24 protein-coding genes are annotated in these 25,027 nt (G+C 58.4%); 6 read left to right on the top strand and 18 right to left on the bottom strand.

All coding sequences use genetic code 11. The features are described 5' to 3' along the window. Positions 1 to 88 precede the first annotated feature (88 nt). Positions 89 to 2,866 (bottom strand): isoleucine--tRNA ligase, encoded by a 2,778-nt coding sequence (gene ileS / locus E8L22_RS07555; RefSeq protein ID WP_136524567.1) that lies wholly within the window; start codon positions 2,864 to 2,866, stop codon positions 89 to 91. A gap of 321 nt (positions 2,867 to 3,187) precedes the next feature. On the opposite strand from ileS, the gene E8L22_RS07550 reads away from it, so the two are divergent. Next, entirely contained in the window at positions 3,188 to 5,005 is a 1,818-nt protein-coding gene (locus E8L22_RS07550; protein ID WP_136524566.1) for a KUP/HAK/KT family potassium transporter, read from the top strand. 99 nt (positions 5,006 to 5,104) lie between these two features. Here the strand turns inward: E8L22_RS07550 and E8L22_RS07545 are convergent, their stop codons facing one another. The 3 genes from E8L22_RS07545 to E8L22_RS07535 form a co-directional block, all read right to left on the bottom strand. Next, positions 5,105 to 5,446, bottom strand: coding sequence for a hypothetical protein (locus tag E8L22_RS07545; RefSeq protein WP_136524565.1), 342 nt, complete (start codon positions 5,444 to 5,446; stop codon positions 5,105 to 5,107). A gap of 98 nt (positions 5,447 to 5,544) precedes the next feature. Beyond that, positions 5,545 to 6,321 (bottom strand): endonuclease/exonuclease/phosphatase family protein, encoded by a 777-nt coding sequence (locus tag E8L22_RS07540; protein WP_136524564.1) that lies wholly within the window; start codon positions 6,319 to 6,321, stop codon positions 5,545 to 5,547. Between the two features lie 337 nt (positions 6,322 to 6,658). Then, a complete protein-coding gene (locus tag E8L22_RS07535; protein ID WP_136524563.1) occupies positions 6,659 to 9,121 on the bottom strand; it encodes a methyl-accepting chemotaxis protein in 2,463 nt (820 codons plus the stop codon). A 250-nt stretch (positions 9,122 to 9,371) separates the two neighbouring features. Between E8L22_RS07535 and E8L22_RS07530 the strand changes: the two genes are divergently transcribed. Further along, positions 9,372 to 10,601: a bifunctional alpha/beta hydrolase/OsmC family protein gene (locus E8L22_RS07530; protein WP_136524562.1), complete on the top strand. Its 1,230-nt coding sequence runs from the start codon at positions 9,372 to 9,374 to the stop codon at positions 10,599 to 10,601. 102 nt (positions 10,602 to 10,703) lie between these two features. After that, positions 10,704 to 10,880, top strand: coding sequence for a hypothetical protein (locus E8L22_RS21495; RefSeq protein ID WP_198420124.1), 177 nt, complete (start codon positions 10,704 to 10,706; stop codon positions 10,878 to 10,880). Positions 10,881 to 10,951: 71 nt separating this feature from the next. On the opposite strand, the gene E8L22_RS07525 is transcribed toward E8L22_RS21495, so the two are convergent. The 7 genes from E8L22_RS07525 to E8L22_RS07495 all read right to left on the bottom strand — a co-directional run bounded on the left by E8L22_RS07525 (position 10,952) and on the right by E8L22_RS07495 (position 16,712). Further along, complete coding sequence (locus E8L22_RS07525; RefSeq protein WP_136524561.1) at positions 10,952 to 11,077, bottom strand: FeoB-associated Cys-rich membrane protein; 126 nt, start codon at positions 11,075 to 11,077, stop codon at positions 10,952 to 10,954. A 1-nt stretch (position 11,078) separates the two neighbouring features. Next, positions 11,079 to 13,289, bottom strand: coding sequence for a ferrous iron transport protein B (feoB, locus tag E8L22_RS07520; RefSeq protein ID WP_136524560.1), 2,211 nt, complete (start codon positions 13,287 to 13,289; stop codon positions 11,079 to 11,081). Continuing rightward, the gene (locus tag E8L22_RS07515; RefSeq protein WP_136514936.1) at positions 13,286 to 13,513 is read right to left on the bottom strand and encodes a FeoA family protein; all 228 of its coding nucleotides are present in this window, start codon (positions 13,511 to 13,513) and stop codon (positions 13,286 to 13,288) included. The genes feoB and E8L22_RS07515 overlap by 4 nt, the downstream gene beginning before the upstream one ends. 4 nt (positions 13,514 to 13,517) lie before the next feature. Next, the gene (locus E8L22_RS07510; protein ID WP_136524559.1) at positions 13,518 to 13,766 is read right to left on the bottom strand and encodes a FeoA family protein; all 249 of its coding nucleotides are present in this window, start codon (positions 13,764 to 13,766) and stop codon (positions 13,518 to 13,520) included. 45 nt (positions 13,767 to 13,811) lie between these two features. Continuing rightward, complete coding sequence (locus E8L22_RS07505) at positions 13,812 to 15,245, bottom strand: carbohydrate porin (protein ID WP_136524558.1); 1,434 nt, start codon at positions 15,243 to 15,245, stop codon at positions 13,812 to 13,814. 266 nt (positions 15,246 to 15,511) lie between these two features. Next, positions 15,512 to 15,961 carry a Fur family transcriptional regulator gene (locus E8L22_RS07500; RefSeq protein WP_246044572.1) on the bottom strand — a complete coding sequence of 150 codons (450 nt, stop codon included), beginning with the start codon at positions 15,959 to 15,961 and terminating at the stop codon, positions 15,512 to 15,514. Between the two features lie 262 nt (positions 15,962 to 16,223). Next, positions 16,224 to 16,712: a DNA-processing protein DprA gene (locus tag E8L22_RS07495; protein ID WP_342792563.1), complete on the bottom strand. Its 489-nt coding sequence runs from the start codon at positions 16,710 to 16,712 to the stop codon at positions 16,224 to 16,226. A gap of 137 nt (positions 16,713 to 16,849) precedes the next feature. Between E8L22_RS07495 and E8L22_RS07490 the strand changes: the two genes are divergently transcribed. After that, positions 16,850 to 17,296 (top strand): Hsp20/alpha crystallin family protein, encoded by a 447-nt coding sequence (locus E8L22_RS07490; RefSeq protein WP_136524555.1) that lies wholly within the window; start codon positions 16,850 to 16,852, stop codon positions 17,294 to 17,296. Between the two features lie 30 nt (positions 17,297 to 17,326). Continuing rightward, positions 17,327 to 17,725 (top strand): Hsp20/alpha crystallin family protein, encoded by a 399-nt coding sequence (locus E8L22_RS07485; protein ID WP_136524554.1) that lies wholly within the window; start codon positions 17,327 to 17,329, stop codon positions 17,723 to 17,725. Between the two features lie 74 nt (positions 17,726 to 17,799). Here the strand turns inward: E8L22_RS07485 and E8L22_RS07480 are convergent, their stop codons facing one another. The 5 genes from E8L22_RS07480 to E8L22_RS07460 form a co-directional block, all read right to left on the bottom strand. Then, a complete protein-coding gene (locus tag E8L22_RS07480; protein ID WP_136524553.1) occupies positions 17,800 to 18,798 on the bottom strand; it encodes a YhdH/YhfP family quinone oxidoreductase in 999 nt (332 codons plus the stop codon). Positions 18,799 to 19,005: 207 nt separating this feature from the next. After that, complete coding sequence (locus tag E8L22_RS07475; RefSeq protein ID WP_136524552.1) at positions 19,006 to 20,286, bottom strand: diguanylate cyclase; 1,281 nt, start codon at positions 20,284 to 20,286, stop codon at positions 19,006 to 19,008. 398 nt (positions 20,287 to 20,684) lie between these two features. Then, positions 20,685 to 20,999, bottom strand: a complete 315-nt coding sequence (locus E8L22_RS07470) for a helix-turn-helix domain-containing protein (protein WP_136524551.1) — start codon at positions 20,997 to 20,999, stop codon at positions 20,685 to 20,687. After that, positions 20,989 to 21,234 (bottom strand): type II toxin-antitoxin system RelE/ParE family toxin, encoded by a 246-nt coding sequence (locus E8L22_RS21880; protein WP_281282938.1) that lies wholly within the window; start codon positions 21,232 to 21,234, stop codon positions 20,989 to 20,991. Before E8L22_RS21880 ends, E8L22_RS07470 begins: the two co-directional genes overlap by 11 nt. A 47-nt stretch (positions 21,235 to 21,281) precedes the next feature. Next, entirely contained in the window at positions 21,282 to 22,253 is a 972-nt protein-coding gene (locus E8L22_RS07460; protein ID WP_136524550.1) for a transposase, read from the bottom strand. On the opposite strand from E8L22_RS07460, the gene E8L22_RS07455 reads away from it, so the two are divergent. Then, positions 22,252 to 22,584, top strand: coding sequence for a CARDB domain-containing protein (locus E8L22_RS07455; protein ID WP_136524549.1), 333 nt, complete (start codon positions 22,252 to 22,254; stop codon positions 22,582 to 22,584). The two genes, E8L22_RS07460 and E8L22_RS07455, sit on opposite strands and share 2 nt — an antisense overlap. A gap of 185 nt (positions 22,585 to 22,769) precedes the next feature. Here the strand turns inward: E8L22_RS07455 and E8L22_RS07450 are convergent, their stop codons facing one another. Further along, entirely contained in the window at positions 22,770 to 23,405 is a 636-nt protein-coding gene (locus E8L22_RS07450) for a DUF4124 domain-containing protein (RefSeq protein WP_136524548.1), read from the bottom strand. 611 nt (positions 23,406 to 24,016) lie between these two features. After that, positions 24,017 to 24,967, bottom strand: a complete 951-nt coding sequence (locus tag E8L22_RS07445) for a hypothetical protein (RefSeq protein ID WP_136524547.1) — start codon at positions 24,965 to 24,967, stop codon at positions 24,017 to 24,019. Between the last annotated feature and the right edge of the window lie 60 nt (positions 24,968 to 25,027).

Below are 25,027 nucleotides of genomic sequence, written 5' to 3'. Positions count from 1 at the left end.
CCTCTTCGACTTCCGGACCTTCGCCAAGGCTTCAGTCCGCAGGTGGGAAGAGGGACAGGGTGAGGGAGTAGCCCCCTCACCCGCCCAATTATTTCACCGCCGCAAGGCACTTCGGGCAGATCGCCGGATGCTCGGCGTCCTTGCCCAGCTCTTCGCTGTAGCACCAGCAGCGCTCGCACTTCTCGCCGGGGGCGGCGGAAACCGCCACCTCAAGCCCTTCGATCCCCTCCGCCTGGTACACCTCACCGGAAAGACTGTCGCAAAGCTCAGCCTTCGAGACGATGAAGATCTCCGGAAGCTGCGCCGCATACTCCTTGAGGAATGCCTCGGTGTCGCCGCTTGCCTTCAGCGAGACGGCGGCGTCGAGCGAGTGCCCGATCACCTTCTTCACACGGGCAAGCTCGAGCGCCTTGGAGACCTCAGAGCGGATCTTGATGATCTTCTCCCAGCGGACGGCAAGCGCATCGTCCTTGACCTCGGGGGTGAGCGCCGGGAAGAGCGCCAGGTGCACGCTCGACTCGCGGTTGCCGGGCATCTCCGCCCAGACCTCTTCGGCGGTGAAGGAGAGCACCGGCGCCACCATGCGCACCAGGGCGTCGAGCACCTTGTACATCACGGTCTGGCCGCTTCTCCTTGCCGCTGAATCCTTCTTCGAGGTGTAGACGCGGTCCTTCAGGATGTCGAGGTAGAAGGCGCTCATCTCGACGGTGCAGAAGCCGTTCACGGCATGGTACAGGATGTGGAACTCGCTGTCGTTGTAAGAGGCGAGCACCTTCTCCTTCAGAAGCTCCAACTGGTGCATGGCCCAGCGGTCGAGCTCCGGCATGTCGGCGTACGCCACGCAATCCGTTTCCGGGTTGAAGTCGTTGATGCTGCCCAGGATGTAGCGGCAGGTGTTCCTGATGCGGCGGTAGCTCTCGGAGAGACGGGTCAGGATCTCCTGGGAGATGCGCAGGTCGTCGCGGTAGTCCTGTGCCGCCACCCAGAGGCGGAGCACGTCGCCGCCGAACTTCTTGATGACGTCCTCGGGGGCGACCACGTTGCCCACCGACTTGCTCATCTTGCGGCCGGCGCCGTCCATGACGAAGCCGTGGGTGAGTACGTTCTTGTAGGGAGCGCGCCCACGGGTGCCGACGCTTGCAAGCAGCGAGGAGTGGAACCAGCCGCGGTGCTGGTCGCTCCCTTCCAGGTACATGTCCGCCGGGGAACCCAGGTTCTCGCGCAGCTCAAGGACGGCTGCGTGCGAGGTGCCGGAGTCGAACCAGACGTCGAGGATATCCCCTTCCTTCTCGAACTCGTTCTTGCCGCAGGAGGGGCAGGTGGTCCCTTCCGGCAGGAATTTCGCGGCATCCCAGTCGTACCAGATGTCGGAGGTGTGCTCGGCGAAGAGGTCCGCCACGTGGTGCATGACCTTGCCGTCCGCCATCACGTTGCCGCAGCTCTTGCAGTAGAAGGCGGCGATGGGGACGCCCCAGGAGCGCTGACGGGAGACGCACCAGTCGGGACGGTTCTCGATCATGCCGTAGATGCGCTCGCGACCCCACTTCGGGATCCAGTTCACGTTGTTGATCTCGGAAAGCGCCTTGCCGCGCAGATCGTTCTTCTCCATGGAGATGAACCACTGCTCGGTGGCGCGGAAGATGACCGGCTTCTTGCAGCGCCAGCAGTGCGGGTAGGAGTGGGAAATCTCCTTGGAGCCCAAGAGCGCACCGACCTCGATCAGCTTCTCGATCACGTTCTTGTTGGCGTCGAAGACGAACTGGCCGGCGAAGAACTCGATGTTCTCGTAGAAGCGGCCGCGGTTGTCGACCGGGTTGTAGATGTCGAGCCCCGCCTGCAGGCCGAGTTCGTAGTCCTCCTGGCCGTGGCCCGGCGCGGTGTGGACGCAGCCGGTACCGGCTTCGAGGGTCACGTGCTCACCCAAGAGGATGATGGAGTCCTGGTCGTAGAACGGGTGGCGGGCCAGCTTCTTCTCCAGGATCTTGGAGGGGAACTTGGCCAGCACCTCGCCTTCCGCGCCGATCTCCTTAAGGAAGCTCTCCTTCAGGCCGTCTGCCACGATGACCACGTCACCGCTGTTGAGCGCAAGCGCCACGTAGTCGAGTTCCGGGTGCAGCGCGATGGCGAGGTTCGCGGGAAGGGTCCAGGGGGTGGTGGTCCAGATCACCATGGAGGCCTTTTTGCCGGAAAGCGCGGGCACCGCGCTCCCCAGGTCCTCCTTCAGGGCGAACTTCACGAACACGGAGGGGGACTTGTGGTCGGCGTACTCGACCTCGGCCTCGGCGAGCGCCGTGCCGCAGGAAGAGCACCAGTGTACCGGCTTCTTACCCTTGTAGAGGCCGCCGTTCTCGGCGAAGCGCGCCAGTTCGCGGGCGGTCGCCCCTTCGTAGCTCGCGTTCATGGTCAGGTAGGGCTCGTCCCAGTCGCCGAAGATCCCGAGGCGCTCGAACTCCTCGCGCTGGATGCCGACGAACTTGGCGGCGTACTCGCGGCAGAGCTTGCGCATCTCGAGCTTGGAGATCTCGTGCTTCTTGGAGCCCAGGTTCTTCTCGACCTGCAACTCGATGGGGAGGCCGTGGCAATCCCACCCCGGCACGTAAGGAGCGGCGAAGCCTTCCATCCGCTTGCTCTTGAGGACGATGTCCTTGAGGATCTTGTTCAGCGCGTGGCCGATATGGATGTGACCGTTGGCGTACGGAGGACCGTCGTGCAGAATGTAACGCGGGCGGTTCGCCCCCGCCTCTTCGATCTTCTGGTTTATGTCGATCTCGTTCCAGTGCTTGAGCATCTCGGGCTCGCGCTGGGGAAGATTGCCCTTCATAGGGAAATTGGTACTGGGGAGATTGAGAGTATCCTTGTAATCCATGTAAACGGCCTCCAAGCTGTCTGATTAAGCCATGAGAGAAACGACTTAAGCTACAAGCTATAACGAGTAATGTCAAGCGCAAACAGGGATTTCCGCTGTTTAGACAGCGCTGCGCGCTCTTTATCCGGCGATGTCCAGCGTTTCATCCAGCTCCAGGAGCGACCGCTCAGGACGAGTCCGAAGCAGATGCGCTTCACACACAACGAGGCGAGCGGGACGCCGCTTGTATTGCCGATACAACGGCAATTTTTCCGGTTTTTCTTGTGTCAGGCTGAGAGCGGTGCTATAAGTTGCGCCGCTAGAATAACTGGAGGCCTCTCCATGCAAAAACACGAACAATCATACTGGGGCGGGATAGTCAAATCGATGGGCCTCGTCTTTGGCGACATCGGCACGAGCCCCATCTATACCCTCTCCGTCATTTTCGCCATCACCCCTCCGAAGCCGGAGAACATCTTCGGCATCCTGTCGCTTATCGTCTGGACCCTGATCATCCTGGTCACCGTCGAGTACGCCTGGCTCGCCATGAGCCTTGGGAGAAAAGGGGAAGGCGGCACCATCGTTTTGAAGGAGATCCTGGTCCGCCTGCTCAAGGGGGGGCGTGCCATGGGCTTCATCGCCCTGCTCTCCTTCATCGGCGTTTCGCTGCTCCTGGGTGACGGCGTCATCACGCCGGCCATTTCCATCCTCTCCGCGGTGGAAGGTCTCGTGCTGATCCCGACGTTCTCAGGTCTGTCGCAGGGCGTTCTGATCTTCATCGCGGCAGTCATAGCCATAACCCTCTTCATCTTCCAATCGCGGGGAACCGACAAGGTGGCGGGGGCTTTCGGTCCGCTCATGGTGCTCTGGTTCGCATCACTCACCGTGACAGGCCTCATCGCCATCGCCGGGCACCCGGAGGTCGTCAAGGCGATCTCCCCCTGGTACGCCATAAAGTTCTTCCTGGACAACGGCCTCTCGGGTTTCTTCGTCCTATCGGAAGTCATCCTGTGCGCCACCGGCGGTGAAGCTCTTTACGCCGACATGGGACATCTGGGCAGAAAGCCGATCGTCAGGGCCTGGTACTTCGTCTTCGTGGCTTTGGTGATCAACTACCTTGGCCAGGGGGCGTTCCTGCTGGAGCACCCGCACGAGAAGAACACCCTTTTCGGGATGGTGCAGGGGGAATCCCAGTTCCTCTACATCCCGTTCCTGATCCTCACCATCCTCGCGACCGTCATCGCCTCACAGGCCCTCATCAGCGGGGTGTTCTCGATCGTCTATCAGGGAATCACCACGCGCATCATGCCGCTCATGAAGGTTGATTACACCTCGAGCCATCTCAAGTCACAGATCTACATCAGCTCGGTGAACTGGTCGCTCATGGTGCTGGTCATCTTCATCATGCTTTTGTTCGGCAAGTCGGAGAACCTGGCAGCCGCATACGGTCTTGCCGTCACCGGGACCATGACCATCACCGGCATCATGATGACCTGGATCTTCGCCAACACCACCAAGAAGTGGAAGGCACCCATCGCTCTTGCGGTCACCCTCATCGATGCCGTCTTCCTGATCGCGAACCTGAACAAGTTGCCCCACGGCGGCTACTGGTCCATCATCCTCGCCTCCGTCCCCTTCATGACCATTCTGATCTGGACCAAGGGACAGCGGGCGCTTTACAAGGCACTCAAGCCGTTGGACGTGGAGACCTTCCTCCTCTCCTACGAGCAGATCTTCGCCAAGGGACGCACCATCCCGGGCACCGGGCTCTTCTTCACCCGTGAATGGGCCGTGGTCCCCCCCTACGTGGTGCACTGCATCATCCGGAGCAACATCATCTACGAGCGCAACGTCTTCATCTCCATCATCAGGACCGACGAACCGTTCGGAGTCTCCTACAAGCTGACCGAGAAGCGCGGCAGCGGCCTTGACTCCTTCGAGATCTTCGCCGGATACATGGAGGTGATCGACATCGAGGCCCTGCTCAAGAAGAACAACATCAACGAGAAGGTCATTTTCTACGGCGTGGAGGACATCACGACCCCCAACCCGATCTGGAAGATCTTCAGCGGCATCAAGAAGCTGAGCCCGAACTTCGTGCAGTTCAACCAGCTTCCCGCGAGCAAGCTGCAGGGCGTTCTGACCCGGGTAGAGATGTAACCGTCCGCCCCTCACTCCGCCGTCCATCCGGAAACAAGAAAAGGGCCGCTTCCCTCACGGGAGCGGCCCTTTTCACATCGTTGAGGATTCGGTGCCTGACTAGACGGCGTCCAGCAGACTTCCCCAGGTATCCTTCATCGTGATGCGGTGCAGAGCGTTCACGCCCTGGACCTCGTAGATGATTTTTTCGGTCTCCTCCTGCGAGAGCCCGACCTTGGGACGGACCCCCATCCAGTGGGTGGCCTGGCCGGAGGGGGACTCCAGCGGACGGGGCAGCGGGGGGCCCGGTTTGTACTTCTTGTCTACGAAAATGGCCGCTTCATACTGTTTGCCGTGTTTGACCAAGCAGATTTCCAGCAAAGCCCCCGTGTTCTGCAGGACCCGATCGAGGATCACTTCCTGTACTTCCATATCTGCCGGCATCTCGGTGTATTCGCTCATGGCACCTCTCCATTCCCAGTGTTGGACGTTGTCCTATTCTGACTCCTCATCGGCCGATCACGGTTCCGACTTTAGGCCTTTTGCCCCCCTCGATGCAACTATCTCCCAACGCCGTTTTTCCCATTGGCGCCAAAGCGAAGCGTCACGATCAGGGGCAGGTGGTCTGAAGCCACGGCAGTCAGCTTGGTGCGCGGGATCAGCTCGTTTTCCACGCTCAGGTCCGGCGAGATGAAGATGTGATCGAACCTGACGATCGGCATGTTGCTCGGGAAAGTGAACTGTGTGTGCCCGAACTTCAGCCGCTCCTGCTCATCCTGTAGTGCGTTCCGGAGGCGCTTGTGAATGCTCCAGCTCGGCATGGCGTTGAAGTCGCCGCATAAGACCACCGGCGGGCGGCACTCGGGATGGGCGAGCCAGTCTGCCCCGGTCAGCACCTTCGCCTGGTAGCTGCGCTCCTGCGGGGTGAGCCCGAGGTGGGTGTTCACCAACTGCAGCTTCTGTCCGTTGACGTCGATCTCCACCCACATCGCGCCCCGCGGCACCATGGTCCGGTACCGGTTCTCCGGGTGGAGCCCCCCCGCCCGAACCAGCCGCATGGGAAACCGGCTGAAGACCACGTTGCCCCAGCGCTCACGCTCGAGGTCGTAGCGGACGTCCCGTCTTACCACCAACGCCAATTCGTGCGCCAAATCCTGACAAGCGCCACCGATTTCCGGGCGAAAGCGCGCCCCCGGGAGTTCCTGAAGAGCAACGATGTCGGGCTGGTAAGTTTCGATGACCTGTGCGATGCGCGCGGCTGAAGTATGGCGATCATTGCCGGTCAGCCGGTGCACGTTGTAGGTCATGACGGTGAAGGTGCCATTGTTTTGGGTCATACGGACTGCCGCCCTTTCTTGCCGCGAGGGAGCCATAGGAAAAACAACGACAGGAATTATACCCGGTTTTCAGGAAGGCGCAGGCAAAGGGGGCGGGAACTTTTGATTTGAAAAAGCAACGGTAGATGAGAGGGGCAAGCCACGGAAAGAGTGCTGCTGTGCGGAAGGGGTTTCGCACAGTGCGCAAGGGGCCCCGCGCAGTATGCAAGAGGTCTCGCACAGTGTGCAAAGGGTCTTGCGCAGTGTGCAAAGGGTCTCGCGCACTGTGCAAAGGGTTTCGCGCAGTGTGCAAAGGGTCTCGCGCAGTGTGCAAGTGGCTCCCCGCGCGCGATCCCCGTTAAGACGATGAAACGTCGAAGCGGTCGATCTCCTGCTGCAGGCCCTCGATCTGGGCCGCCAGTGCCGACATGCTTTCGCCCAGCACCTTGACCGCCCCGAGGTTGCTCTCGGTGGCGCTCTTGATGCTCTCAACCGCGGGCAACACCAAGTCCGCCCCCTTGCTCTGCTCGTCGCAGGCCCTCTGGATGTGACGGATCATTTCGGTGATGTTCTCGGTCGACTTCGCGATGAAGTTACCCACGTTACTCTGTTCGCGCGTCGAATTCTTCACCTGTTCGGTCAGGGTCCTCATCTTCTCCACCGATGAGAGGACGAGGGTGCTGCCTTCACCCTGCTCGCGCGTGGCGGTGGCGATCTGACGCACCATGGAGGTAACCTTCTCCGTCGTATCCCTGATCATCATGCTGCCATGCGCCTGCTCGGCGGTGGCGCGGGCGATGCCGTTGACCTGCTCGGTCGCCATCTGGACGCCGCTCACGATCTTCTCGAGCGCCTCACCGGATTTCCTGGACAGCTCTTCCCCTTGGGCAATGTTCTGTTCCGCCTGCGATATCGCGACCACCGCGCGGTCGGTCTCCGCGAGAACCCCGTTCACCACATCGGCTATCTTGCGGGTCGAGGCGCTGGTCCGTTCGGCAAGCTGCTTGATCTCCCCTGCCACGACCGCGAAGCCCTTGCCGTGCTCCCCGGCCTGGGCGGCGATGATGGCCGCGTTCAGCGCCAGAAGGTTTGTCTGCTCCGCGACGTCGTCGATGACGGAGAGGATCGCCCCGATGTCGCCTGCGCGCTGGGAGAGGTTCGCTATCACTTCGGAGGTGATGCGCGAAGATTGCTTGATGGCGTTGATCCCCAGGATGGTCGACTCCACCGCTCCCTTGCCGAATTCCGCGTCCTGCTTCACCGACTCCGAGATCTTCACCGTGTTCAGGGCGTTTTTCTCCACTTCCTTTATCGTGCTGTCCATCTCTACGATGGAGGAGGAGTTGATGCTCGCCTCTTCGAGCAGGAGATCCGCGTTTCTCCCCACCTGTTTGATGGAAGCAGCCATCTCGATGATGGCCGATCCCACTTCATCAACCTGGTGGGCGAGCGCCTCGGCGTTCAGGGCCACCTCCTCGACACTCGAGGCCATCTCCAGAATCGACGATGAGCTCTCCGAGGCCGACTGGGACAGTCCCTCGACTGCCTTCGCAACGCCCTTGATCGAGCCGGTTATCTGGGTCATGGCGCTGGACGCCTCATGCACCGAGGTAGACTGCTGCTCGGCCGCACCCATCACCGTGCTGGAAACCTGAACCAGGTTGCCCGAGACGGATCCCAACTCGTCGCTGGAGACGTTCACCTGGCGCACCATCAGCGCAAGCTTCTCGGTCATGGTATTGAAGTCTGCGGCAAGCTCGCCGATCTCGTCCTGGGTGTCCACCTGAAGGCGTTTGTTGAGATCCCAGTCCGTGGTCACGGAGACGATGTGCTTCTTGAGGGTCTCGAAGAGAGCGATGCTCGGTTTGAGCGACAGGTAAAGGAAGGTTACACCGGCCAAGAGAATGGCGATGAAGATACTCATCTGAGCCGCCACCCCTTTCCACATGGTGGCGAACAGGGGTCCGATCTCCTTGTGCGAGAAGAGAACCCCGACGGTTTCACCCGACGCATCCTTGACAGGCCCGATGCCGACCAAGTACTTGCCCCCCTTGTAGGAGATGATGGAGAGTTGCGGTTCCTTGAGCGCCTGGTTCATTTCGGTAGCCAGTCCGGCGGCGAGCCCCAAGGCCACCTCCTTCTGCGTCGGGTAAAGGATCCGGAAGTTCCCTGCCTGCTCGGTCTTGACGTCGGTCCCCTTGCTCTTCAGGAAATCGTTGGTGAGAAAGAGACTCATCTCTTTCCCGGTGATCTGCTTCATCTGCTGGAAGACGTGGTCGATCTCTTCGGCGACCTCCATGTACCCCAGCGCCCTACCCTGGTAGGAGACGGGTTTCACGCAGCGCAAGGAGAAGAAGTTCTTGCCCATCTCCAAGCCCCACGACATCTGCTTGGTCGCCTGCGCCTTCAGGAAGGTCTCCCGCTTCAGGATGTCACCGTCCTGTTCGGGCTTGTGCGCCCGCAAAAGCACCTTGCCGTCGGGCTGTATGAAATACATGTGCGTTATGTTGTTGTTCTGCTTGATCTCGCTGAAGACGGGCTTCGCCACGGCGAGCAGCGCGTCCTTGTTGCCGGCGGCGAACGGGGCGAGCAGGAAGTCAAGCCGGTCCAGTCCCGTGTGGGCCCTTGCGAGTCCCTCGGCGTCCCCCTTCAGGATCGCTTCGAAGAGGCGACCGTTGTTGCTGGCCTCATCTTTGAGCCCCTCACGCATCTGGTGCATCTGATATTGGTAGGCGAAGATTCCGAGTATGGTGATACTGGCGAGACAGAGAGTGAGGACGGATACTACAACGCGCTTCTTTATAGACCACATGGCAAACATCTATAACTCCCAGGATGGCATTGCATTTAATAATATTCCTACAAGATCTTGTTATATATCCTATTCATCGGAAAGAGAAAAGAGATAAAGCACAGGCATTTGTGATTTAGATCGCATTATCTACATTTGCAAACACACGGGCCGACATCCCGGCCATCCATCTTCACAGCTAATCGGCAAGTTGTTGACGTGTCACTGGCGGGTACTATGATTGTTACCTATGGGTCACAACCAACGAAAGGAGTTCCGCATGGATACCAGGAAGGTCACTTTTACCAACAGCAGCGGTCTACAGCTTGCTGCGCGTCTGGAACTGCCGGATGGGGAGCCGCCTGTCGCCTATGCCATCTTCGCCCACTGCTTCACCTGCTCGAAGAACATAAAAGCGGCAGTCAACATAAGCCGCGCCATGAGCAACCGGCGCATCGCAGTACTGCGTTTCGACTTTACCGGCCTCGGGGAGAGCGAGGGCGACTTCTCCAGCACCACGTTCACGACCCAGGTGAGCGACCTGGTAGCGGCGGCGCAGTTCCTGGAACGCGAGTACCAGGCACCGAGCCTTCTGGTCGGCCACTCTCTGGGAGGCTCCGCCGTCCTTGTCGCGGCAGCAGAGATACCTTCGGCGGCCGCTATCGTCACCATCGCCGCCCCTTACAACCCGGCCCATCTGCGCAGGCTGCTCGGGGACTCGACCGACCAGATCGAGCGCCATGGCGAGGCAACCGTGCATCTTGGCGAGAACTACTTCACCATCAGGAAGGAACTCCTGGAGGACCTGGAGACGCAACGCCCGGCGGAAACGCTCGCCCGGCTCCAGGGAGCGCTCCTCGTCATGCACTCGCCTGCCGACAGCATCGTGCAGATAGAAAACGCCACGCAGATCTTTCAGGCCGCGCGGCACCCGAAGAGCTTCATCTCCCTCGGCGAGGCCGACCATCTCTTGTCCAACGCCGTCGACTCGAGGTACGCGGGCGAGGTCATCGCCAGCTGGGCCGCACGGTATCTCGACGTCGTCGACAAGGCCCCTATGGGCCAGCCCGAATTCCAGGCCTCGGACAACCGGGTCACCGCCCGCACCGGTGAAGAAGGGTTCCGCACCGAGATCTCCGCCAACGGGTTCAGCCTGGTGGCGGACGAACCGGTGAGTTACGGCGGCACCAACGAGGGGCCGTCCCCCTACGAATTCCTCATGTCCGCCCTCGGGGCGTGCACCACGATGACGGTGCAGATGTACGCCCGGCGCAAGGGATGGCCGCTCACTTACGCCATGGCGCGCCTTTCCCATCACAAGATCCACGCCGAGGACTGCCGCGACTGCGAGTCGCAGGACACGCGCATCGACAAGTTCACCCGCGAGCTAGAGCTCATAGGAGATCTGGACCAGGACCAGCGCCAAAAGCTCCTGGAGATTGCCGAGAAGTGCCCGGTGCACCGCACCCTCACCAGCGAGATCCGGGTCGACACCACGTTGAAGGAATAGCAAGGGGGAGAGCCCCGGAGGACCATGTTCCCCTAAAGTTTCGGCATGCCAGGCCGATAAGTGTTGCAACGGCCGAGGTAGACGAGGCAGGAGGTAAGAATCATGGATGTCAGTACCATAGCAGCCGCCCAGGTAGCAGGCGCCGCATCACTCACCCAGCAGGCAATTTCCGTGGAACTGGTCAAAAACGCTGCCGCAGCGCAGATGCAGATGGCCAACATACTCGCCCAGCAGGCGGCGACGGTGAACCCGCAGGAAGGCTTTTCCACCTACGCCTGAGCCACGCAGCAGCCACCCGAAACAGCACGGGCCGGAGGGAATCCCCTCCGGCCCGTAGCCTTTTCACCTGATCATTTCTTGCAGCAGCTCCCACCCTCGCAACCGCAGCACCCCTTCTTCTTCCAAAGCGTCGCGTAAAGGATGTAGCATGCCCCGGCCACGATCACGGCCGCAATGACAAAGTCGGCAATTCCCATATCAACCTCCCAATCCCAGGAGACGTCCCCCCTGGTAGACGATGAGCGCTGCGCCCCAGGCGAGCGCCGTTTGGTACAAAAGCCCCACCGCGGCCCATTTCCAAGTCCCGAATTCCTGCCGCATAGCCGCGATGGCCACAACGCACGGCATGTAGAGGAGAACGAACACCATGAAGGCGTAGGCGGTGAGCGGCGTGAAGGCCCCGCCAATGGCGAGTTTCAGCCCGCCTTGGTCCTCCTCCTTCTCTTCCGGCTGTGGGAGGTAGAGAAGCGTCTTCACTGCCTTAACCGAAGCCTCCCCGAAAGAGGTAACTATCTCCTTGAGATCTTCCTGCAGGGTGGGGATCTCCTTTTTTTCCTCGCCGTGCTTCGGCGCGTAGATCTCGCCCATGGTGCCGACGACGATCTCCTTGGCGATGACGCCGGTGATGAGGGAGGAGGCCGCCTCCCAGTTGCCGAAGCCGACCGGCTCGAAGATGGGAGCCACCGCCGCACCCGCCTGCCCGAGGTAGGAGTCGCGCTTGTGCTCGACGCCCCAGGGGAGGTTCAAAAGGAACCAGACGAGGACCGAGACGGCGAATATGTAGGTACCGGCCTTGAAAAGGAAGTGTTTCCCCTTCTCCCAGGTGTGTACGCACAGGCTGCTGAAGGACGGCATGCGGTACGGGGGGAGCTCCATGATGAACATGGGCGCCTCGCCGCGAAACAGGGTCTTCTTGAAGACGAGCCCCATGAGCACCGCCAGCAGTATCCCCATGATGTACAGCGACCAGATCACCGTGCCCGAGTTGTTCGGGAAGAAGATCCCGACGAAGAGCACGTACACCGGCAGGCGCGCCCCGCAGGACATGAGCGGCACGAGGAGCGCGGTCAGCACCTTGTCCTTCGGGTTCTCCAGGGTGCGCGTCGCGTAGATCCCCGGCACGTTGCAGCCGAACCCGAGCAGCATCGGGATGAACGACTTGCCGTGCAGGCCGATGGAGTGCATGGTGCGGTCCATGACGAAGGCGGCGCGCGCCATGTAGCCGCTTCCCTCCAGGAAGGTGATGAAGAACATCATCGCGAAGATCACCGGCACGAAGACGATGACGGAGCCGACCCCGGCGATGACGCCGTCGTTCACGAGCGACACCGTCCAGTCCGGCGCGCCCAGCGGCGTGAGGATGGCGGAGGCCCAGCGCTTGAAGGGACCCTCGGTCATCGCGCGGAGCCAGTCCCCATAGGGGGAGGAGAGGTCGAAGGTGAGCTTGAACAACAGCCACATGGCCGCCATGAAGATCGGTATCCCGAGGAAGCGGTTCAGCACGATGCGGTCGATCTTCTCGGTCAGTTCGGTCTGGCGCAGCTCCGGTTTCTCCAGGATCTCCCGCGTGAGCCCTGAGGCGAGCGAGTAGCGGACGTCGGCCATGATCGACTCGATATCCTCGCCGTGAGCGCGCTTTAAGTGGTGCAGCGCCTCATCCAGGAAACCCTCGTCGGAAAGGTTCACCTTTTCCAGCACCTGGCTGTCCTGCTCCATGAGCTTCAAAAGGAGCCAGCGCTTCGGGTAACGCTCCAGGAGGGACGGGTAGTTCCGCTCGAGCGCCTCGGCGACGTAATCGGCGGCGGTCTCGACGTCCTCGCCGTAATTGAGCTTTCTCGGCGCGCTGCCGGTCGGGGAGTCCGCCACGGCAAGCGCCCTGCTGAGGAGCTCGTCCAGGCCGGTCTTCTTGGTGGCCGAGGTGGGAACCACGGCGATCCCCAGCATCTCCTCGATTCCCTTTACGTCGATCCGGTATCCCTTTTCCTGCGCCTCGTCGTAGATGTTGAGCGCCATCACCACCGGGATGCCGAGTTCCATGATCTGCACGGTGAGGTAGAGGTTACGCTCCAGGTTGGTGGCATCGACCACGTTCACGATCAGGTCGGGACGCTCGTGCACCAGGTAGTCCCGGGCGACGATCTCCTCCTGCGAGTAGGGTGAGAGCGAATAGGTGCCGGGGAGGTCGACGAGCCGGATCTTCCTGCCGCCGAAGTCGAAGAGTGCCTCCTTTTTCTCAACGGTCACCCCCGCCCAGTTGCCGACGTGAAGCCTCGTCCCGGCGATGGCGTTGATGAGGGTCGACTTCCCGGAGTTCGGGTTCCCGGCCACCGCCACGGTGATGGTGCGTGCCGCCGCCGGAGCGCCGCCTGCCGTTTCCTCTTCTTCCTTGTATTTGAGCTGCGTACTCACCCTGCCACCTCCACCGCGATCCCTTCCGCCTCTTTTTTCCTGAGGGAAAGGTTGTAGCTCTTGATGCTGACCTCGATAGGGTCCCCCATGGGGGCGACCTTCAGTACCTTCACGTCTTCCCCGACCAACACGCCCATGTCCATGAGCCGCCGCTTCAGGGGGCCTATCGACCCGATGGAGGTTATTCTCCCCTTCTGCCCCGGCTTAAGCTTTGCCAGATTCATCGCATTATCTCCTCACCATGATTTTCATCGCCATGCGGCGGGTCAAGGCGATACGCGCCTCGTCCACCCTGAGCAGGATGGTGTTGCCCCCGTTGGTCAGCATTTCCACGTTCTTGCCTATGCGCAGCCCCATTTCCTCCACGCGGACCGAGGTCTTGTCCTGCCCGGCGCCGCTCACGCCTTCTCCCTTGCCGAGCATGATCTCGACGATCTCGCCGTTTTCTCCTGCGCTCAAAAGTCCCAGTGGAATCATGACTGCTCCTTTTCCTTTATGCTTGAGCCGGTAACCGGTCTCTCTTTAGAAGCTGATCTTTGTGCGCAAGGCGAGTGCCACCACATCGTCGTTCGCGCTGATCCCCGCAGGGTTCGCCAGGTACTGCACCACCGGCGAGATCTCGATCTGCTCGCTCACCTTGTAGTTGTAGTAAAGCTCGGCGAGCTTTTCCTGGGCGTCGGCCGCCGCGCCTGCCCCCTTCACTTGCCCGTAGGCGAAGCCGAGGACGTCGTCCTTGCGTCCGGGAATCGCCCCCTGGTAATGCCCGCCCACGCTCCATGCCTGGTTGACGGCATAGACGTCCCGGTCACGCTCGCCGTAGCGTGCGAACAGGGTCAGCTTGTCGGTAACCTGCTGATCGAAGCTCACGCCGAAGCTGTAGGCGTTATTTTTGGTCAGCTTGCTTGCACCGTCCGGCTCGGCGCCATCCACCGCGGCATAGACGCGGTAGTTACCCTCGAGCTCCCCCACCTTGTGCTTGTAGGCAAGCTCGGCGATGCCGAAGCCGTGGTCGAAGATGTTGGCGCTGTCGGAGTTGTCCGCACTGTCGGCGTCTCCGGAGCCGTAGCCGATCCCGAGGGTGAGCGGCTCGGCGAGCTTCGCCAGGATTCTCGCGCCGGGGCCGTTGGCCGGGAACGGGAGCACCGCGGAGTGTACGAATGCGGCGGAGAGGAACTGGCTGTTCTCGTCGTTGGCGACCAGGTTGGAGTCGAAATAGTTGGAGAGGTCCACCTTGCCGGCGGTCAGCAGCAGGTGGTCGTTCAGCGCGGAGTGCTCGATCCAGGCCTCGCGGAAGCGGACCCGGTCTCCGGTGGAACCGGCAACGCCGTTCAGCCCCGAGAAGGAGGGGACCTTGGCGTCGATGCCGTCGCCGCCGGTGGCTTCCACGTCGATCACGGCGATCGTGTTGTCCCCCACCTTGAAGTTGAAGACGAGGTCGGCACGCCCCACGACATCGGTGCTGTCCTTGGGCCTGTTGCCGATGGAGCCCTGCAGCACGCCGACCATGCCGCCGGAAAGGGCTATGTTCCTTGTGAGGGCGGTGAACTTGGTGCCGAGATCCTCGTGGCGGTTCTGGAAGGTTCTCGTGTTGACCAGCAGCATCTCGGCGCGCAGCTCTTCCTTGAGGTCGCTAAGCAGCACCAGGTCCTCCTTGTCCACCGCCTGGTTCCCTTCCTTCAGTACCTTCTCCGCCATTTTCTCGGTCAGAAGATGCACGGCGAGCGCCACGTCCATGCGGGTGCACTCCGCCTTCCCCTCCTGGAACTCCTTGGAGAAGAGGCCCTCGACCTGGTACTTGTTCCCGAGACGCAGGATCTCCTGGCATGCCTTATGTTTGCACTCCACCTTTTCCGGAACGACAAGATCCGGGTGCAGGGCGAAGGCAGCCCCGGAGCTTAGGAACAGGTTCCCCAAAAGGAACGCGGCGGCGACACTCATCTTCTTCATCTGGAACATAGATTCCCTCCTCTTTCTCTTTGTTACTCACGCTGCTGCATCGAATGTAGAGCAAGCACGATAATTACTGGATCAGCTTGTGACGTATGCCTTTTAACAGCTATCGGATCCAGTTTCTAAAACTGAATGCCAATTTCATTAGCGGGTTAAAAAAACAGTTGTCCCTTTATCAGTGTCGCGGTTCTTCCAAAAGAAGAGACCGTGATACTGCACATGTGCCGTGAAACATAGATTACCGTTATGGCTATGACCGTATGACTAGACTTTCAGTCCGACTGTGTCAGGCAGCGGCTGCACAAACCGCGCAGTTCGATCTTCAGCGCCTCCACCGTAAAGCCCATGCTGCGGGCGACCGCCAACTGACGCTCCTCGATGGAGCTGTTGTCGAATTCGGTGACGGTGCCGCAGTCGCTGCAGACCAGGTAGTCATGCCGTTTGCCGTGCCCCGCGAGTTCGTAGCGGGTGAGCCCGTCGCCCAGGCTGAATTCCCGGGCGATGCCAGCGGCGGCGAAGAGCCGCAGCGCCCGGTAAACGGTCGCATGCCCTATGTGGGAGTGCTTGCTGCGCAAGATAAGGTACAACTCGTCCATATGAGTGGGGCGATCAAGGTCCACGAACGCATCCAGGATCAGGTTGCGCTGCAGGGTCGCCTTGAGCCTTTTCTTGGTGAGAAAAAGGTGGAACTGCTCTTTCACCTTCTGTTTTTTCTGCGTCACTACCGCCTCGGTTTGAAGGAGGCTTCCCTCCCGGCATTCAAATACAATGACATCCACTTTCATCGAAGACGCAAAAGCTCACAGAGCCGGAACGTCTTCCACCACTACCGCTCAGCTGCAGGCAAAACCTGACTGGAAATCGGTTACTTGATGCGATGCTCGGGTGGGATCATGCGTTGGTTTTGAAAATTGAATTCGTTTATAAAGGAGGGAGTCAGAGTTGTCAATATTTTTATTTTTAGGATTCTCAGAGAGTGCTTTGCTAGAGAAGGATGATCTTGTCGGGATAATCCATACACAGCCGCTCCAGGCTCCCGCCAGACGCGACGTGCGCTATGACAATAGTGTCGGCTAGTTCCGCCATCATCAGGTTGCGCTGATAGCATTTCGACTCGCATGGATGGCTGACGCTCTGCGCGTAGCGGGAGATGACCAGCAGGCGTCCGGCATCGATCGCCCGCTCCCATTCCGGGGCCAGCCTGTTAAGCCCCCGCGCCATCGCGATGATGACGGGCTGGGCACCCTGCAACAGCCTGCAGAGCACCTCCTTCTCGACGGGGGAGTGGTATCCGGAGATTACACAGGTTCCCGCCTCGCGCTGCTCGTCCGCCCACCGATATGCCCTCTCCGCCGCCTCGCGGGGAAAGCGCCGTGAGCACAGGAAAGCGATCTTGTGCAGGTTCAGTAATTCCGCGTTGCCCACCGAGTGCATGTGCCACCCCCTTTGCTTGATGCGGGGAGTATACCGCACACCGCACGGGTGCGCCTCTCCGCAAGCAGCCGGACGAGCGTCATTTTCCGCGCCAGGCACCCCCTTGACACCGCAAAAATGATGATTATTTTAGGCGCAGAAACGGATCACACCGATCACGAAAGGAGGTATTCCACATGGCAAGTTGGGATGTTTTCAGAGAGCTGGACAACCTTAGGAGAGAGATTGACGAAGCGTTCCGTGGCGTAGGCTTCAGCCGGCCGTTTGGACCGACGTTCCTTTCCCCGACGACCGCCCGTCGCTTCCCGATGGTCAATTTCAGCGAGGATGAGGGCAACGTCTACGTGCAGGCGTTGATCCCGGGCGTCGACCCGAAGGACGTCGATCTCTCCGTGCTCAGGAACACGTTGACCATCAGCGGCGAGCGCCGGCCCTTCGCGGAAATGAAGGGGATCATCCACCGCACCGAGCTCGGCTCCGGCAAGTTCAGCCGCACTCTCGAGCTCCCGGTCGACATCGACCCGAACAGGATCGCCGCTCAGTGCAGGGACGGCATCATGACCGTCACCATGGCCAAGGCGGAACACGCGAAACCGAAGAAGATCGAGATCAAGCTATCGTAACGATAAATAATGACGAAGGAGGTCATGACTATGGCACCCAACAGCTTGACGGAAAGAAACGACGCAATGAACGTGCAGCCCCGTGAGGAAACGAGGTCCAACGAGAGGTTCATACGCCCCGCAGTCAACATAATCGAAACAGAGGAAGGCCTTTTCGTTACCGCCGACCTCCCCGGTGCCGCGAAGGACAGTATCGACGTGAACGTGGAGAAAGGGGTGCTCACCATCAGCGCACCCGCTGAGGTCTCCATGCCGGGAAGCACCGTGTACCGCGAGTTCGAGCTGGGGAGCTACTTCCGGCAGTTCACCATCCCGGAAACCCTCGACCACGGCAAGGCGAAAGCCGATTTCGTGAACGGCATCCTGACCCTGCGCATACCGAAGGCCGAGATCGCGAAGCCGCGGCGCATCGAGGTGCAGGTGAGCTGAGAAAAGGTCGGAGACAAAAGACGCAAAGAGGGCCGCTCACGCGGCCCTCGACGTTTCCAAACTAGCTCGCGGCTTCACAGCCGCACAACCACCCTCCCCCTGACACCGCCTTGCAGGATCAGCCCGATCTTCTCCTCTAGCCCGTCCAGCGTCACCTCCGTCGCCATGCTATCGAGCATTTGCGGCTCCCAAGGGCCGGCCAAGCGGCGCCACACCTCCTGCCGAGGGACGGATGGGCAACGCGAGGAGTCGATGCCGATGAGCGTCACGGCGCGGAGGATGAAGGGATGAACGTTCACCGGGAGCTCCGCCGAGCCTACCAGGCCGCAGCAGGTGACGGTTCCGCCGTAGCGCGTGGATTTGAGCACCGCGGAGAGGGTCTCCCCCCCCACCACGTCCACCGCCCCGGCCCAGCGCTCCTTCATCAGGGCCCGCTCCACGCCCGCCGTCACCTCCTCACGGGAGATGACCTGTGCCGCACCCAACTCCTTGAGAAACGCCTCGTCGGCCGCCTTGCCGGTCGCCGCCACCACCCGGTAACCCGCCTTGGCGAGGATGCTGACCGCGATGCTCCCGACGCCGCCGGTGGCCCCGGTGACGAGGATCTCGCCGCTTTCCGGCCTCACCCCCGCCCACTCGAGCTTCAACACCGAGAGCCCCGCGGTGAACCCCGCAGTCCCGAGCATCATGCTCCGGCGCATAGAAAGCCCCTGCGGGAGGTGCACCGCCCACTTCGACGGAACCCTTATGTACTCCCCCCAGCCGCCGTCGGTCTCCATCCCGAGGTCGAACCCGGTAACGATCACTTCGTCTCCCGGCGCGAAGGTGTCATCGCTGCAGGAAACGACCTCCCCCGCGGCATCGATCCCTGGGGTGTGCGGGAACTGCCTGGTCACCCCCGGATGCCCGGTGGCCGAAAGGGCGTCCTTGTAGTTGAGCGAAGAGTAGCGCACCCGCACCAGGAGTTCCCCCTCGGGGAGTTCGCCCACGCTTCGTTGCGCGATGCTCCTGGTAAAAGAGCCGTCCGGCGCCTTCTCGACCACCAGCGCCTTGAACCGTACCTCCGAATCCATGCCTGCCCCCTATCCGACCGCCGCTCCGCCTGCCGGTTGGCAACGATGAAGCGCTCGTCCGCGATGATGAATTGATGTGCCGTTTGAGACTCATGAATGATAATGGTTCAGGCGACAAGGTCAAGCGAGGGGGGGAAACAAGCTGGGAAGGGAAAACGCATGGGCGATAAGGACGCATCCACAAGGGGGAAGGGAAGCTAATTGTCTTTACACGGCAGCATGGGGGTAAGTTTGGGGGGAGTAGTGCTGTTCACCGTCCCAGCAGACGACACGGTTTCTACCTTTGGTCTTGGCACGGTACAGCGCCTTGTCCGCCGCCTCGACAAGATCCAGCCTGTTTGCTTCACGCTGCGGCACAATGGACGCCACTCCTGCGCTGACGGTCACCACCTCGGCGGCCTCGGAATGGCCGTGTGTGGTGTGAAGCGCCTCAACGGCGCGCCGGCAATCTTCGGCGACGGCTGCCGCGTCCTTCAGTGCGAGCCCAGGCAGAAGCAGCACGAACTCCTCACCGCCGTAACGTGCAGCGGTATCCGCCGACCGACGGGCATGGGCGCCGATGGCTTCGGCCACCGCCTTCAGGCAGTTGTCTCCGGCCTGATGACCGTAGTTGTCGTTGAAGTTCTTGAAGAAGTCTATGTCGAGGAGGATGAGCGAGATCGGCATCTCGGTACGCATGGCGCGCGCCCATTCCTGGTCGAGCATCACCTCAAAGTGCCTGCGGTTGCCGAGGTTGGTCAGAGCATCGGAAATCGACAGTCGTCGCAATTCGAGGGTCGCCTTCTGGAGCTGGCGGTTTTCATGTTCCAAAAGGTTGGCGTTCAGGAAGTCGCGGCGCAGGTAGTTCTCCATGAGAGAGTTCGAGAAGGCGCCGATGATGATGGTTGCGATGATGCTGAAACTGTTCTGGATCAGGATGGTTTCATCCGTCTTGTTGATTAAGATCGCCACCGCCTCGTAAGCGAGCGTCGTCACCACCGCCCAACTGACGGCGTAGCGGAGCCTCAGGCTCACGAAGGTGAAGGCGCCCATGATGAGGAGCAAGAGTCCGGAGTAGTAATAATTCTTGGCGGGGCTCGGGTCGAAGTAGACCATCCCGACGACACCGAGGCTTCCCACCAGCATCACCAGCCAGAGGACCGGCTGGGTGAAGCGTCTCAGGTTGGCGAAATAGGTGAAGGCAAGACCCGCGACAACGGTGGGGCAGACGACGGCGTACCTTATGGTCCACATGTGCGCCCGGTCGGCAGGCAAAAGCATAAGGTCGACGACGCCGAACACAGCGTAGAGGATGAGACCGGTGAGGAGGGCGACCCGCACGTGCTTCAGGGTCTTTTCACAGTAGTACCTGTCGAAGGTGGACTCCAGCGGTTCCGGGAACCGCGCGGAGCAGAGTCCTCCCTCTCCCAGCGCTTTCTTCGCTGCGGCAACCATCTCCATTTCAGGATTCGGTTCGACCATGTGCACGTTTATGTCTATGTTATGCATAGCTCACTCACAGGCGCAGCTCAGGGAAGTATGAAAATTGCAATGAACTGTCATAAATGACAGCTAACAGTATACCAGCCGTCCACCATACGCAACCGTTGATGCGATCACATTGTGTGAGTTCAGTCACAAAATACAGAGAATAAGCAAATGTCTTACAAAGAGAACTTTTGAGACCATTTCCCCATCTGACAACAGATTTTCGCCCCGATGGCAGAAGGGGACTGGGTCCGTAGGCGCCACTCCCCCTTTTGCCGTAACGGCTGCAGTCGGCCGGGCGGATTCTCGAACTGGTCGAACTACCCGATTTGTGAGATAATCGGCCGCTTTTGTTGATAACACCGTAGGATACCGTAAGATGACCCGGCACAGAGGCTTCCTCGGAATTGATGTGCCCCTTAGGAAGGATTGCGTACAAGCCTGATTTCCAGCTTGCAGTTCACGGCGGCAGCATATTTGCGGAGCATCTCCAGGGAGGGGGAATGGCGGTGAGAGCCGAGAGATCCTTCTACTCTGGCTAGCGACGGCTGCGAAATCCCCATTCTCGTCGCCACTTCTTCCTGGGTCAATCCCGCCTGCTTCCGAGCAGCTAGCAGCGCATCCAAAGTTGCAAACTCATCCTCCAACGCATCCCAAGCCTCTTTGAACTCGGGAGCCTCAAGTTCTTTTGCCAACGTCTTTTCAGGGTTATAGGAAACCGGCTTATAGCTCATTTCCCTGGACCTCCATTTGTCGTACGCGTGCCTTCTCTATTTCCTGCTTTGGTGTCTTCTCTGTCTTCTTGATGAACCCATGCAAGATGATGATTTTGCGCCCGACTAAGGTGCAAAAAAAAGCTCGACCGATTCCTTCTTCACCCTTAGCACGTATCTCGAAAAGCCCGTTGCCTAACGCGGGACCGGGGGGACCGGGGGGACCGGGGGGACAGTGGTAAGTTGTGTAAGTTATTGGCCTCCAGATCTGGGGACCGGGGGGACAGTGGTAAGTTGTGTAAGTTATTGGCCTCCAGATCTGTCCTTCTTCGCCTCCTCTATTGCCAGGAACACAGCAACGTGGGTGCGCCCAGTCATCTTTGCCAACGCTGCTAGAGTGGCTCCTGTCTTTTCGTGAGCACAAAGATAAAACTCACGTCGGGCCTTGGCAATTATATGGCTGCGACTAGCACCGATGATCTCTTCAGAACTTACTCCCGTTCTAACCGAAACCTCTGATAAAACTTCATCGATCGAGATGCTGTTGGAAGGTTCCTCAGGCTCGCATTGTCCTAAAATAGACTCAACGAAATCACCGCTGCCTAAAATCCTTTCGTCCGATGCCTCACGATCCTCTACATCTCTAAGAAGCAGCTTGGACACACCGCCAGCACTACGGATTAAGCCTCCGCCTCGTAGTTCATCCCTCGTCCCCTGTGCAAACCGTACCGCCACGAAATCCTCGTATTCAGCTCTCGCCTTGGGTAGAGTCGCAGAGAACCGTTCAAGGACAGGCCCTAAATCTTGAATAGGATACTGCCTTCTCCCCATGATAACAGCGTGACCTGTGTACCGGTAGTGTGCTAACGCTGCCATGCTGTTCACAATGCCAACACGAGCAGGATTCAGATGAATGTAAGCTAGCAGCTCCAGAAAGTAGGTTTCCTCTTCCACAACGATACTTTTGAATCGGTTTTGAAAAAGATGCCCCTTCCTTCGATAACGATTGTTGTAGCTGACGGCGTGTCCCGTCATCAACCGCTGCATGATTGGTGACAACAAGTGTTCACCTGTGCGGATCAACAAATGAAAATGGTTGGACATAAGTGCCCAGGCATAAAGATTGGCGCCGCCCGCTGAACTCACAATTTCTGCTAAACGTGCGAGAAAACATTCCCGATCTTTGTCGTCGCGGAAAATCAATTGATCTTCGATACCACGTGCCATGACGTGATGAACTAAACCAGGGGCATCCAGTCGAGCTTGTCTCGGCATACACCCTCCAGGGCCTTACAACTTACACAACTTACCACTGTCCCCCCCTGCCATCTACGACGGCAGCACGGCCGACGCCGGGACTTCCACCACCAAGTTGTACTTTTCCACCAACAACACGCTTGACGCCAGCGACATTTACCTCGGGAACCGTTTCGTGCCCGCGATCGCTGCAGGCAGCAGTCAAAACGGCAGCACCAACGTGACGATCCCCGCCGGAATCGCGGTGGGAACCTATTACATCATCGCCGTGGCCGATTCCGACAACACGGTTGCCGAGAAGAACGAGACAAACAATATCTACGCCCGGAGCATAAGTATTACCCAGTAACTATTCGAGAGACTGCAAAAAAGACTTTTAAGTTGGATAAAGAAAGGGGCTGATTCTAGAAATCAGCCCCTTTTGATTCCATCACTTTTTCCAACGCCATAAAAACAGCGGAGTGAGTTGTTAATATTTGAACCTTTTCTCTACTTTCCCACCGAATGTATCAATAACGTCTGCCCCTGCCATGGTTATAGCCTATTGACTTTCCAATTTCCGAACAGATTAATTATTTCTACAGTCCCAACTTCAACTTCTTGACCATTTAGGGTGTCTATAAGCGCAAATATGACATAATGTTCAGTTTGTTCTTTCTTCTCCATTTTGCGTTTTGAAATTAATTTTTCGAAGTCAGAGAATTGCTTAGCACTAAGTTTGTTAAAAAGGTTGCCAGAACTATTCCACAGACGGCTAGTGATAGAAGCTCTGATGTCATTCAGATTTCTTTGTCTTAGCCCTGACAGGAATAATCTTAAAGTTCCTTCAGGTGTACTCAACCTTGAATCTGGCTTTTGATCTGGATCATCATATTTTTCTTTATAACTGGAACTAAAGTCTTTCAGTGTTTTCTTAAATTCGGTAATATTTTTAACTGGTGCGTCCTTTGTTCCATCTTTCTCCATTAAGTGCTTAACCATGTTCTTATCACTTAAAGACAAAGAGGGCTCATTCTGTTTCACATCTCTATGTCTGGCGGGTACTTTCGCCGGATCATCAGTGAAATGGATAACCCCATTATTATCAGTGTACTGATATAGCTCTGCGAAACACATCTGGGTACCCAAAAGCCAGAGAACAATCCCAAGCAGACATTTTGCTCTAGACATAGATGGTCCTTTACCGTTCGTAACGGACTGCTGGTGGTTGGCGAAGCGAACCGTCCCTTGCAGACTGTTACCAACTCTTGCCGACTGCGGAGTCTGTCTCTACCAGTTTTTGTTGGGACATGCTGTCGCTCTGGAAGTCGAGAGCACCATCACATTCTCCGGGTGCCCCCCCTAAACGTATCAAGGGGATCTCTCAGCAAATAAAGCTAAACACAATTATGACAACGCCAAGAACAAAGAGAACCTTTGCGTAAATTGGTCGTCTAACTTCGTAAACATGCACTTCCCGTTTCAACTGGTCAAATTTTCGTGAATCTGCCTGGACTTCCTGATCCTCCATCATGCACTTCCGAATCTCCATAGACCAGCGCACCATGCTAATATGAGGGAGCCAGTGCAAAAGCAGCGCAAGACTGACCAAGCTAAAACCGACCGCACCTAAAACTTCACTCGAACTTAACAAAACTAGCCTCGGTTTCTTTCAAGTAGTTTACGCTCAAGAGGGGGTAAGACAATCCAACAATGAGACAGGCATTTACCAAATAATGAATTTGCTGCTGACTGTGCCGGGCCTTGAAAAATCAGTCCCCCCGACGGCAAGACCTCATATTTCAAGACCTGGCACCGCACCTACGATACGGCTCACCGTTGAGCGCCTGTGTGCCGCCAATTGGTTGGCAATTCCTTTTCTGATTATAGTCCGCTGCACCCTCATCCTTCACAGGGCCTTTGGAATATAAAGCGGTTGAAGTTCGAAACATTTCGAGTAGGAACAGCTTATCAATGTCCCGTCTTGATAGTACATACACGTCGGATTCCCAGTCCCCAAGTATTGCGAAATGCACTTTATTTGCGTCAAGGCCGGCAAAGGCCTGCATGAGCTGACTTTCTTCCTGCCTTATGTCAGTGACGATCCACGCTCCTTGAAGCTGCAAGTCAGGATCAGCCGGGATAAACTTTTGTTCCACACTTCGGAATAACAGCTCCGGGTTATGGCTCGGCTCTGGTGCTACTTTTCCCGAATCAATTCTTTCAGTTTGTTCGATGAAATCGGCTGTCCGTCTCTTCACATCGAGTAATACGATGCGACCATCCTGTGGTCCGATTACCCAATCCACTGTGCGATTTCCGGATCCTAGTCCAGACACCTCAAAATCAATCGGTGCATTGGAACCTACTTTGGCTACCGGAATCATCTCCACAAGCTTGTTCTGGTGTTTCATAGGGTCTGCCAATTCCGCAAGGTAGGTGACCCGCTTGCCTTCCGGAATGTGAAAGTGAGCACAAAGAAGTGTTGTGAATAGGTTCTCTATGGGAATCCACATGTGTGTACCCCAAACAAGATTTCCCGCGATGTCATATGGCACTCCAAACTCATAGCGCCACAATCCTGTCATCTTGTCTAAGAAAGCACCTGCATCAACAAGGGTTTTGGGAACCATGGATACAATTGCTTCTGTGTCTTCGTTCGAAAAGCCACGTTTTTCTCCTTCCTCGAACAGGCATTTGAGCAATGTGCATTTTTCGCCTACCACAGCAGGAAAGATTTTTTCGATGAGCATAGGATATGTCCATTTGCGCCATGGGTCAGTAGGGTCAGGCTCGACATTTGGACATTCCAA

This window comes from Geomonas ferrireducens (genome assembly GCF_004917065.1).
Classification (GTDB): domain Bacteria; phylum Desulfobacterota; class Desulfuromonadia; order Geobacterales; family Geobacteraceae; genus Geomonas; species Geomonas ferrireducens.
The sequence above is the reverse complement of the archived record's forward strand: the minus strand, read 5'-3'. Positions and strand labels throughout refer to the sequence as shown.

Excerpts from the sequence above, each read along its gene's own strand:
- E8L22_RS07480 (WP_136524553.1), bottom strand. The coding sequence starts at position 18,798 with ATGGATTCGGAGGTACGGTTCAAGGCGCTGGTGGTCGAGAAGGCGCCG.
- E8L22_RS07510 (WP_136524559.1), bottom strand. The coding sequence starts at position 13,766 with ATGATTCCACTGGGACTTTTGAGCGCAGGAGAAAACGGCGAGATCGTC.
- E8L22_RS07545 (WP_136524565.1), bottom strand. The coding sequence starts at position 5,446 with ATGAGCGAATACACCGAGATGCCGGCAGATATGGAAGTACAGGAAGTG.
- E8L22_RS07535 (WP_136524563.1), bottom strand. The coding sequence starts at position 9,121 with ATGTTTGCCATGTGGTCTATAAAGAAGCGCGTTGTAGTATCCGTCCTC.
- E8L22_RS07515 (WP_136514936.1), bottom strand. The coding sequence starts at position 13,513 with ATGAATCTGGCAAAGCTTAAGCCGGGGCAGAAGGGGAGAATAACCTCC.
- E8L22_RS07550 (WP_136524566.1), top strand. The coding sequence starts at position 3,188 with ATGCAAAAACACGAACAATCATACTGGGGCGGGATAGTCAAATCGATG.
- E8L22_RS21495 (WP_198420124.1), top strand. The coding sequence starts at position 10,704 with ATGGATGTCAGTACCATAGCAGCCGCCCAGGTAGCAGGCGCCGCATCA.
- E8L22_RS07470 (WP_136524551.1), bottom strand. The coding sequence starts at position 20,999 with ATGAGCTATAAGCCGGTTTCCTATAACCCTGAAAAGACGTTGGCAAAA.
- E8L22_RS07445 (WP_136524547.1), bottom strand. The coding sequence starts at position 24,967 with ATGCTCATCGAAAAAATCTTTCCTGCTGTGGTAGGCGAAAAATGCACA.
- E8L22_RS07540 (WP_136524564.1), bottom strand. The coding sequence starts at position 6,321 with ATGACCCAAAACAATGGCACCTTCACCGTCATGACCTACAACGTGCAC.
- ileS (WP_136524567.1), bottom strand. The coding sequence starts at position 2,866 with ATGGATTACAAGGATACTCTCAATCTCCCCAGTACCAATTTCCCTATG.
- E8L22_RS07530 (WP_136524562.1), top strand. The coding sequence starts at position 9,372 with ATGGATACCAGGAAGGTCACTTTTACCAACAGCAGCGGTCTACAGCTT.
- E8L22_RS07475 (WP_136524552.1), bottom strand. The coding sequence starts at position 20,286 with ATGCATAACATAGACATAAACGTGCACATGGTCGAACCGAATCCTGAA.
- E8L22_RS07460 (WP_136524550.1), bottom strand. The coding sequence starts at position 22,253 with ATGCCGAGACAAGCTCGACTGGATGCCCCTGGTTTAGTTCATCACGTC.
- E8L22_RS07450 (WP_136524548.1), bottom strand. The coding sequence starts at position 23,405 with ATGTCTAGAGCAAAATGTCTGCTTGGGATTGTTCTCTGGCTTTTGGGT.
- E8L22_RS07485 (WP_136524554.1), top strand. The coding sequence starts at position 17,327 with ATGGCACCCAACAGCTTGACGGAAAGAAACGACGCAATGAACGTGCAG.
- E8L22_RS07505 (WP_136524558.1), bottom strand. The coding sequence starts at position 15,245 with ATGTTCCAGATGAAGAAGATGAGTGTCGCCGCCGCGTTCCTTTTGGGG.
- E8L22_RS07525 (WP_136524561.1), bottom strand. The coding sequence starts at position 11,077 with ATGGGAATTGCCGACTTTGTCATTGCGGCCGTGATCGTGGCCGGGGCA.
- E8L22_RS07490 (WP_136524555.1), top strand. The coding sequence starts at position 16,850 with ATGGCAAGTTGGGATGTTTTCAGAGAGCTGGACAACCTTAGGAGAGAG.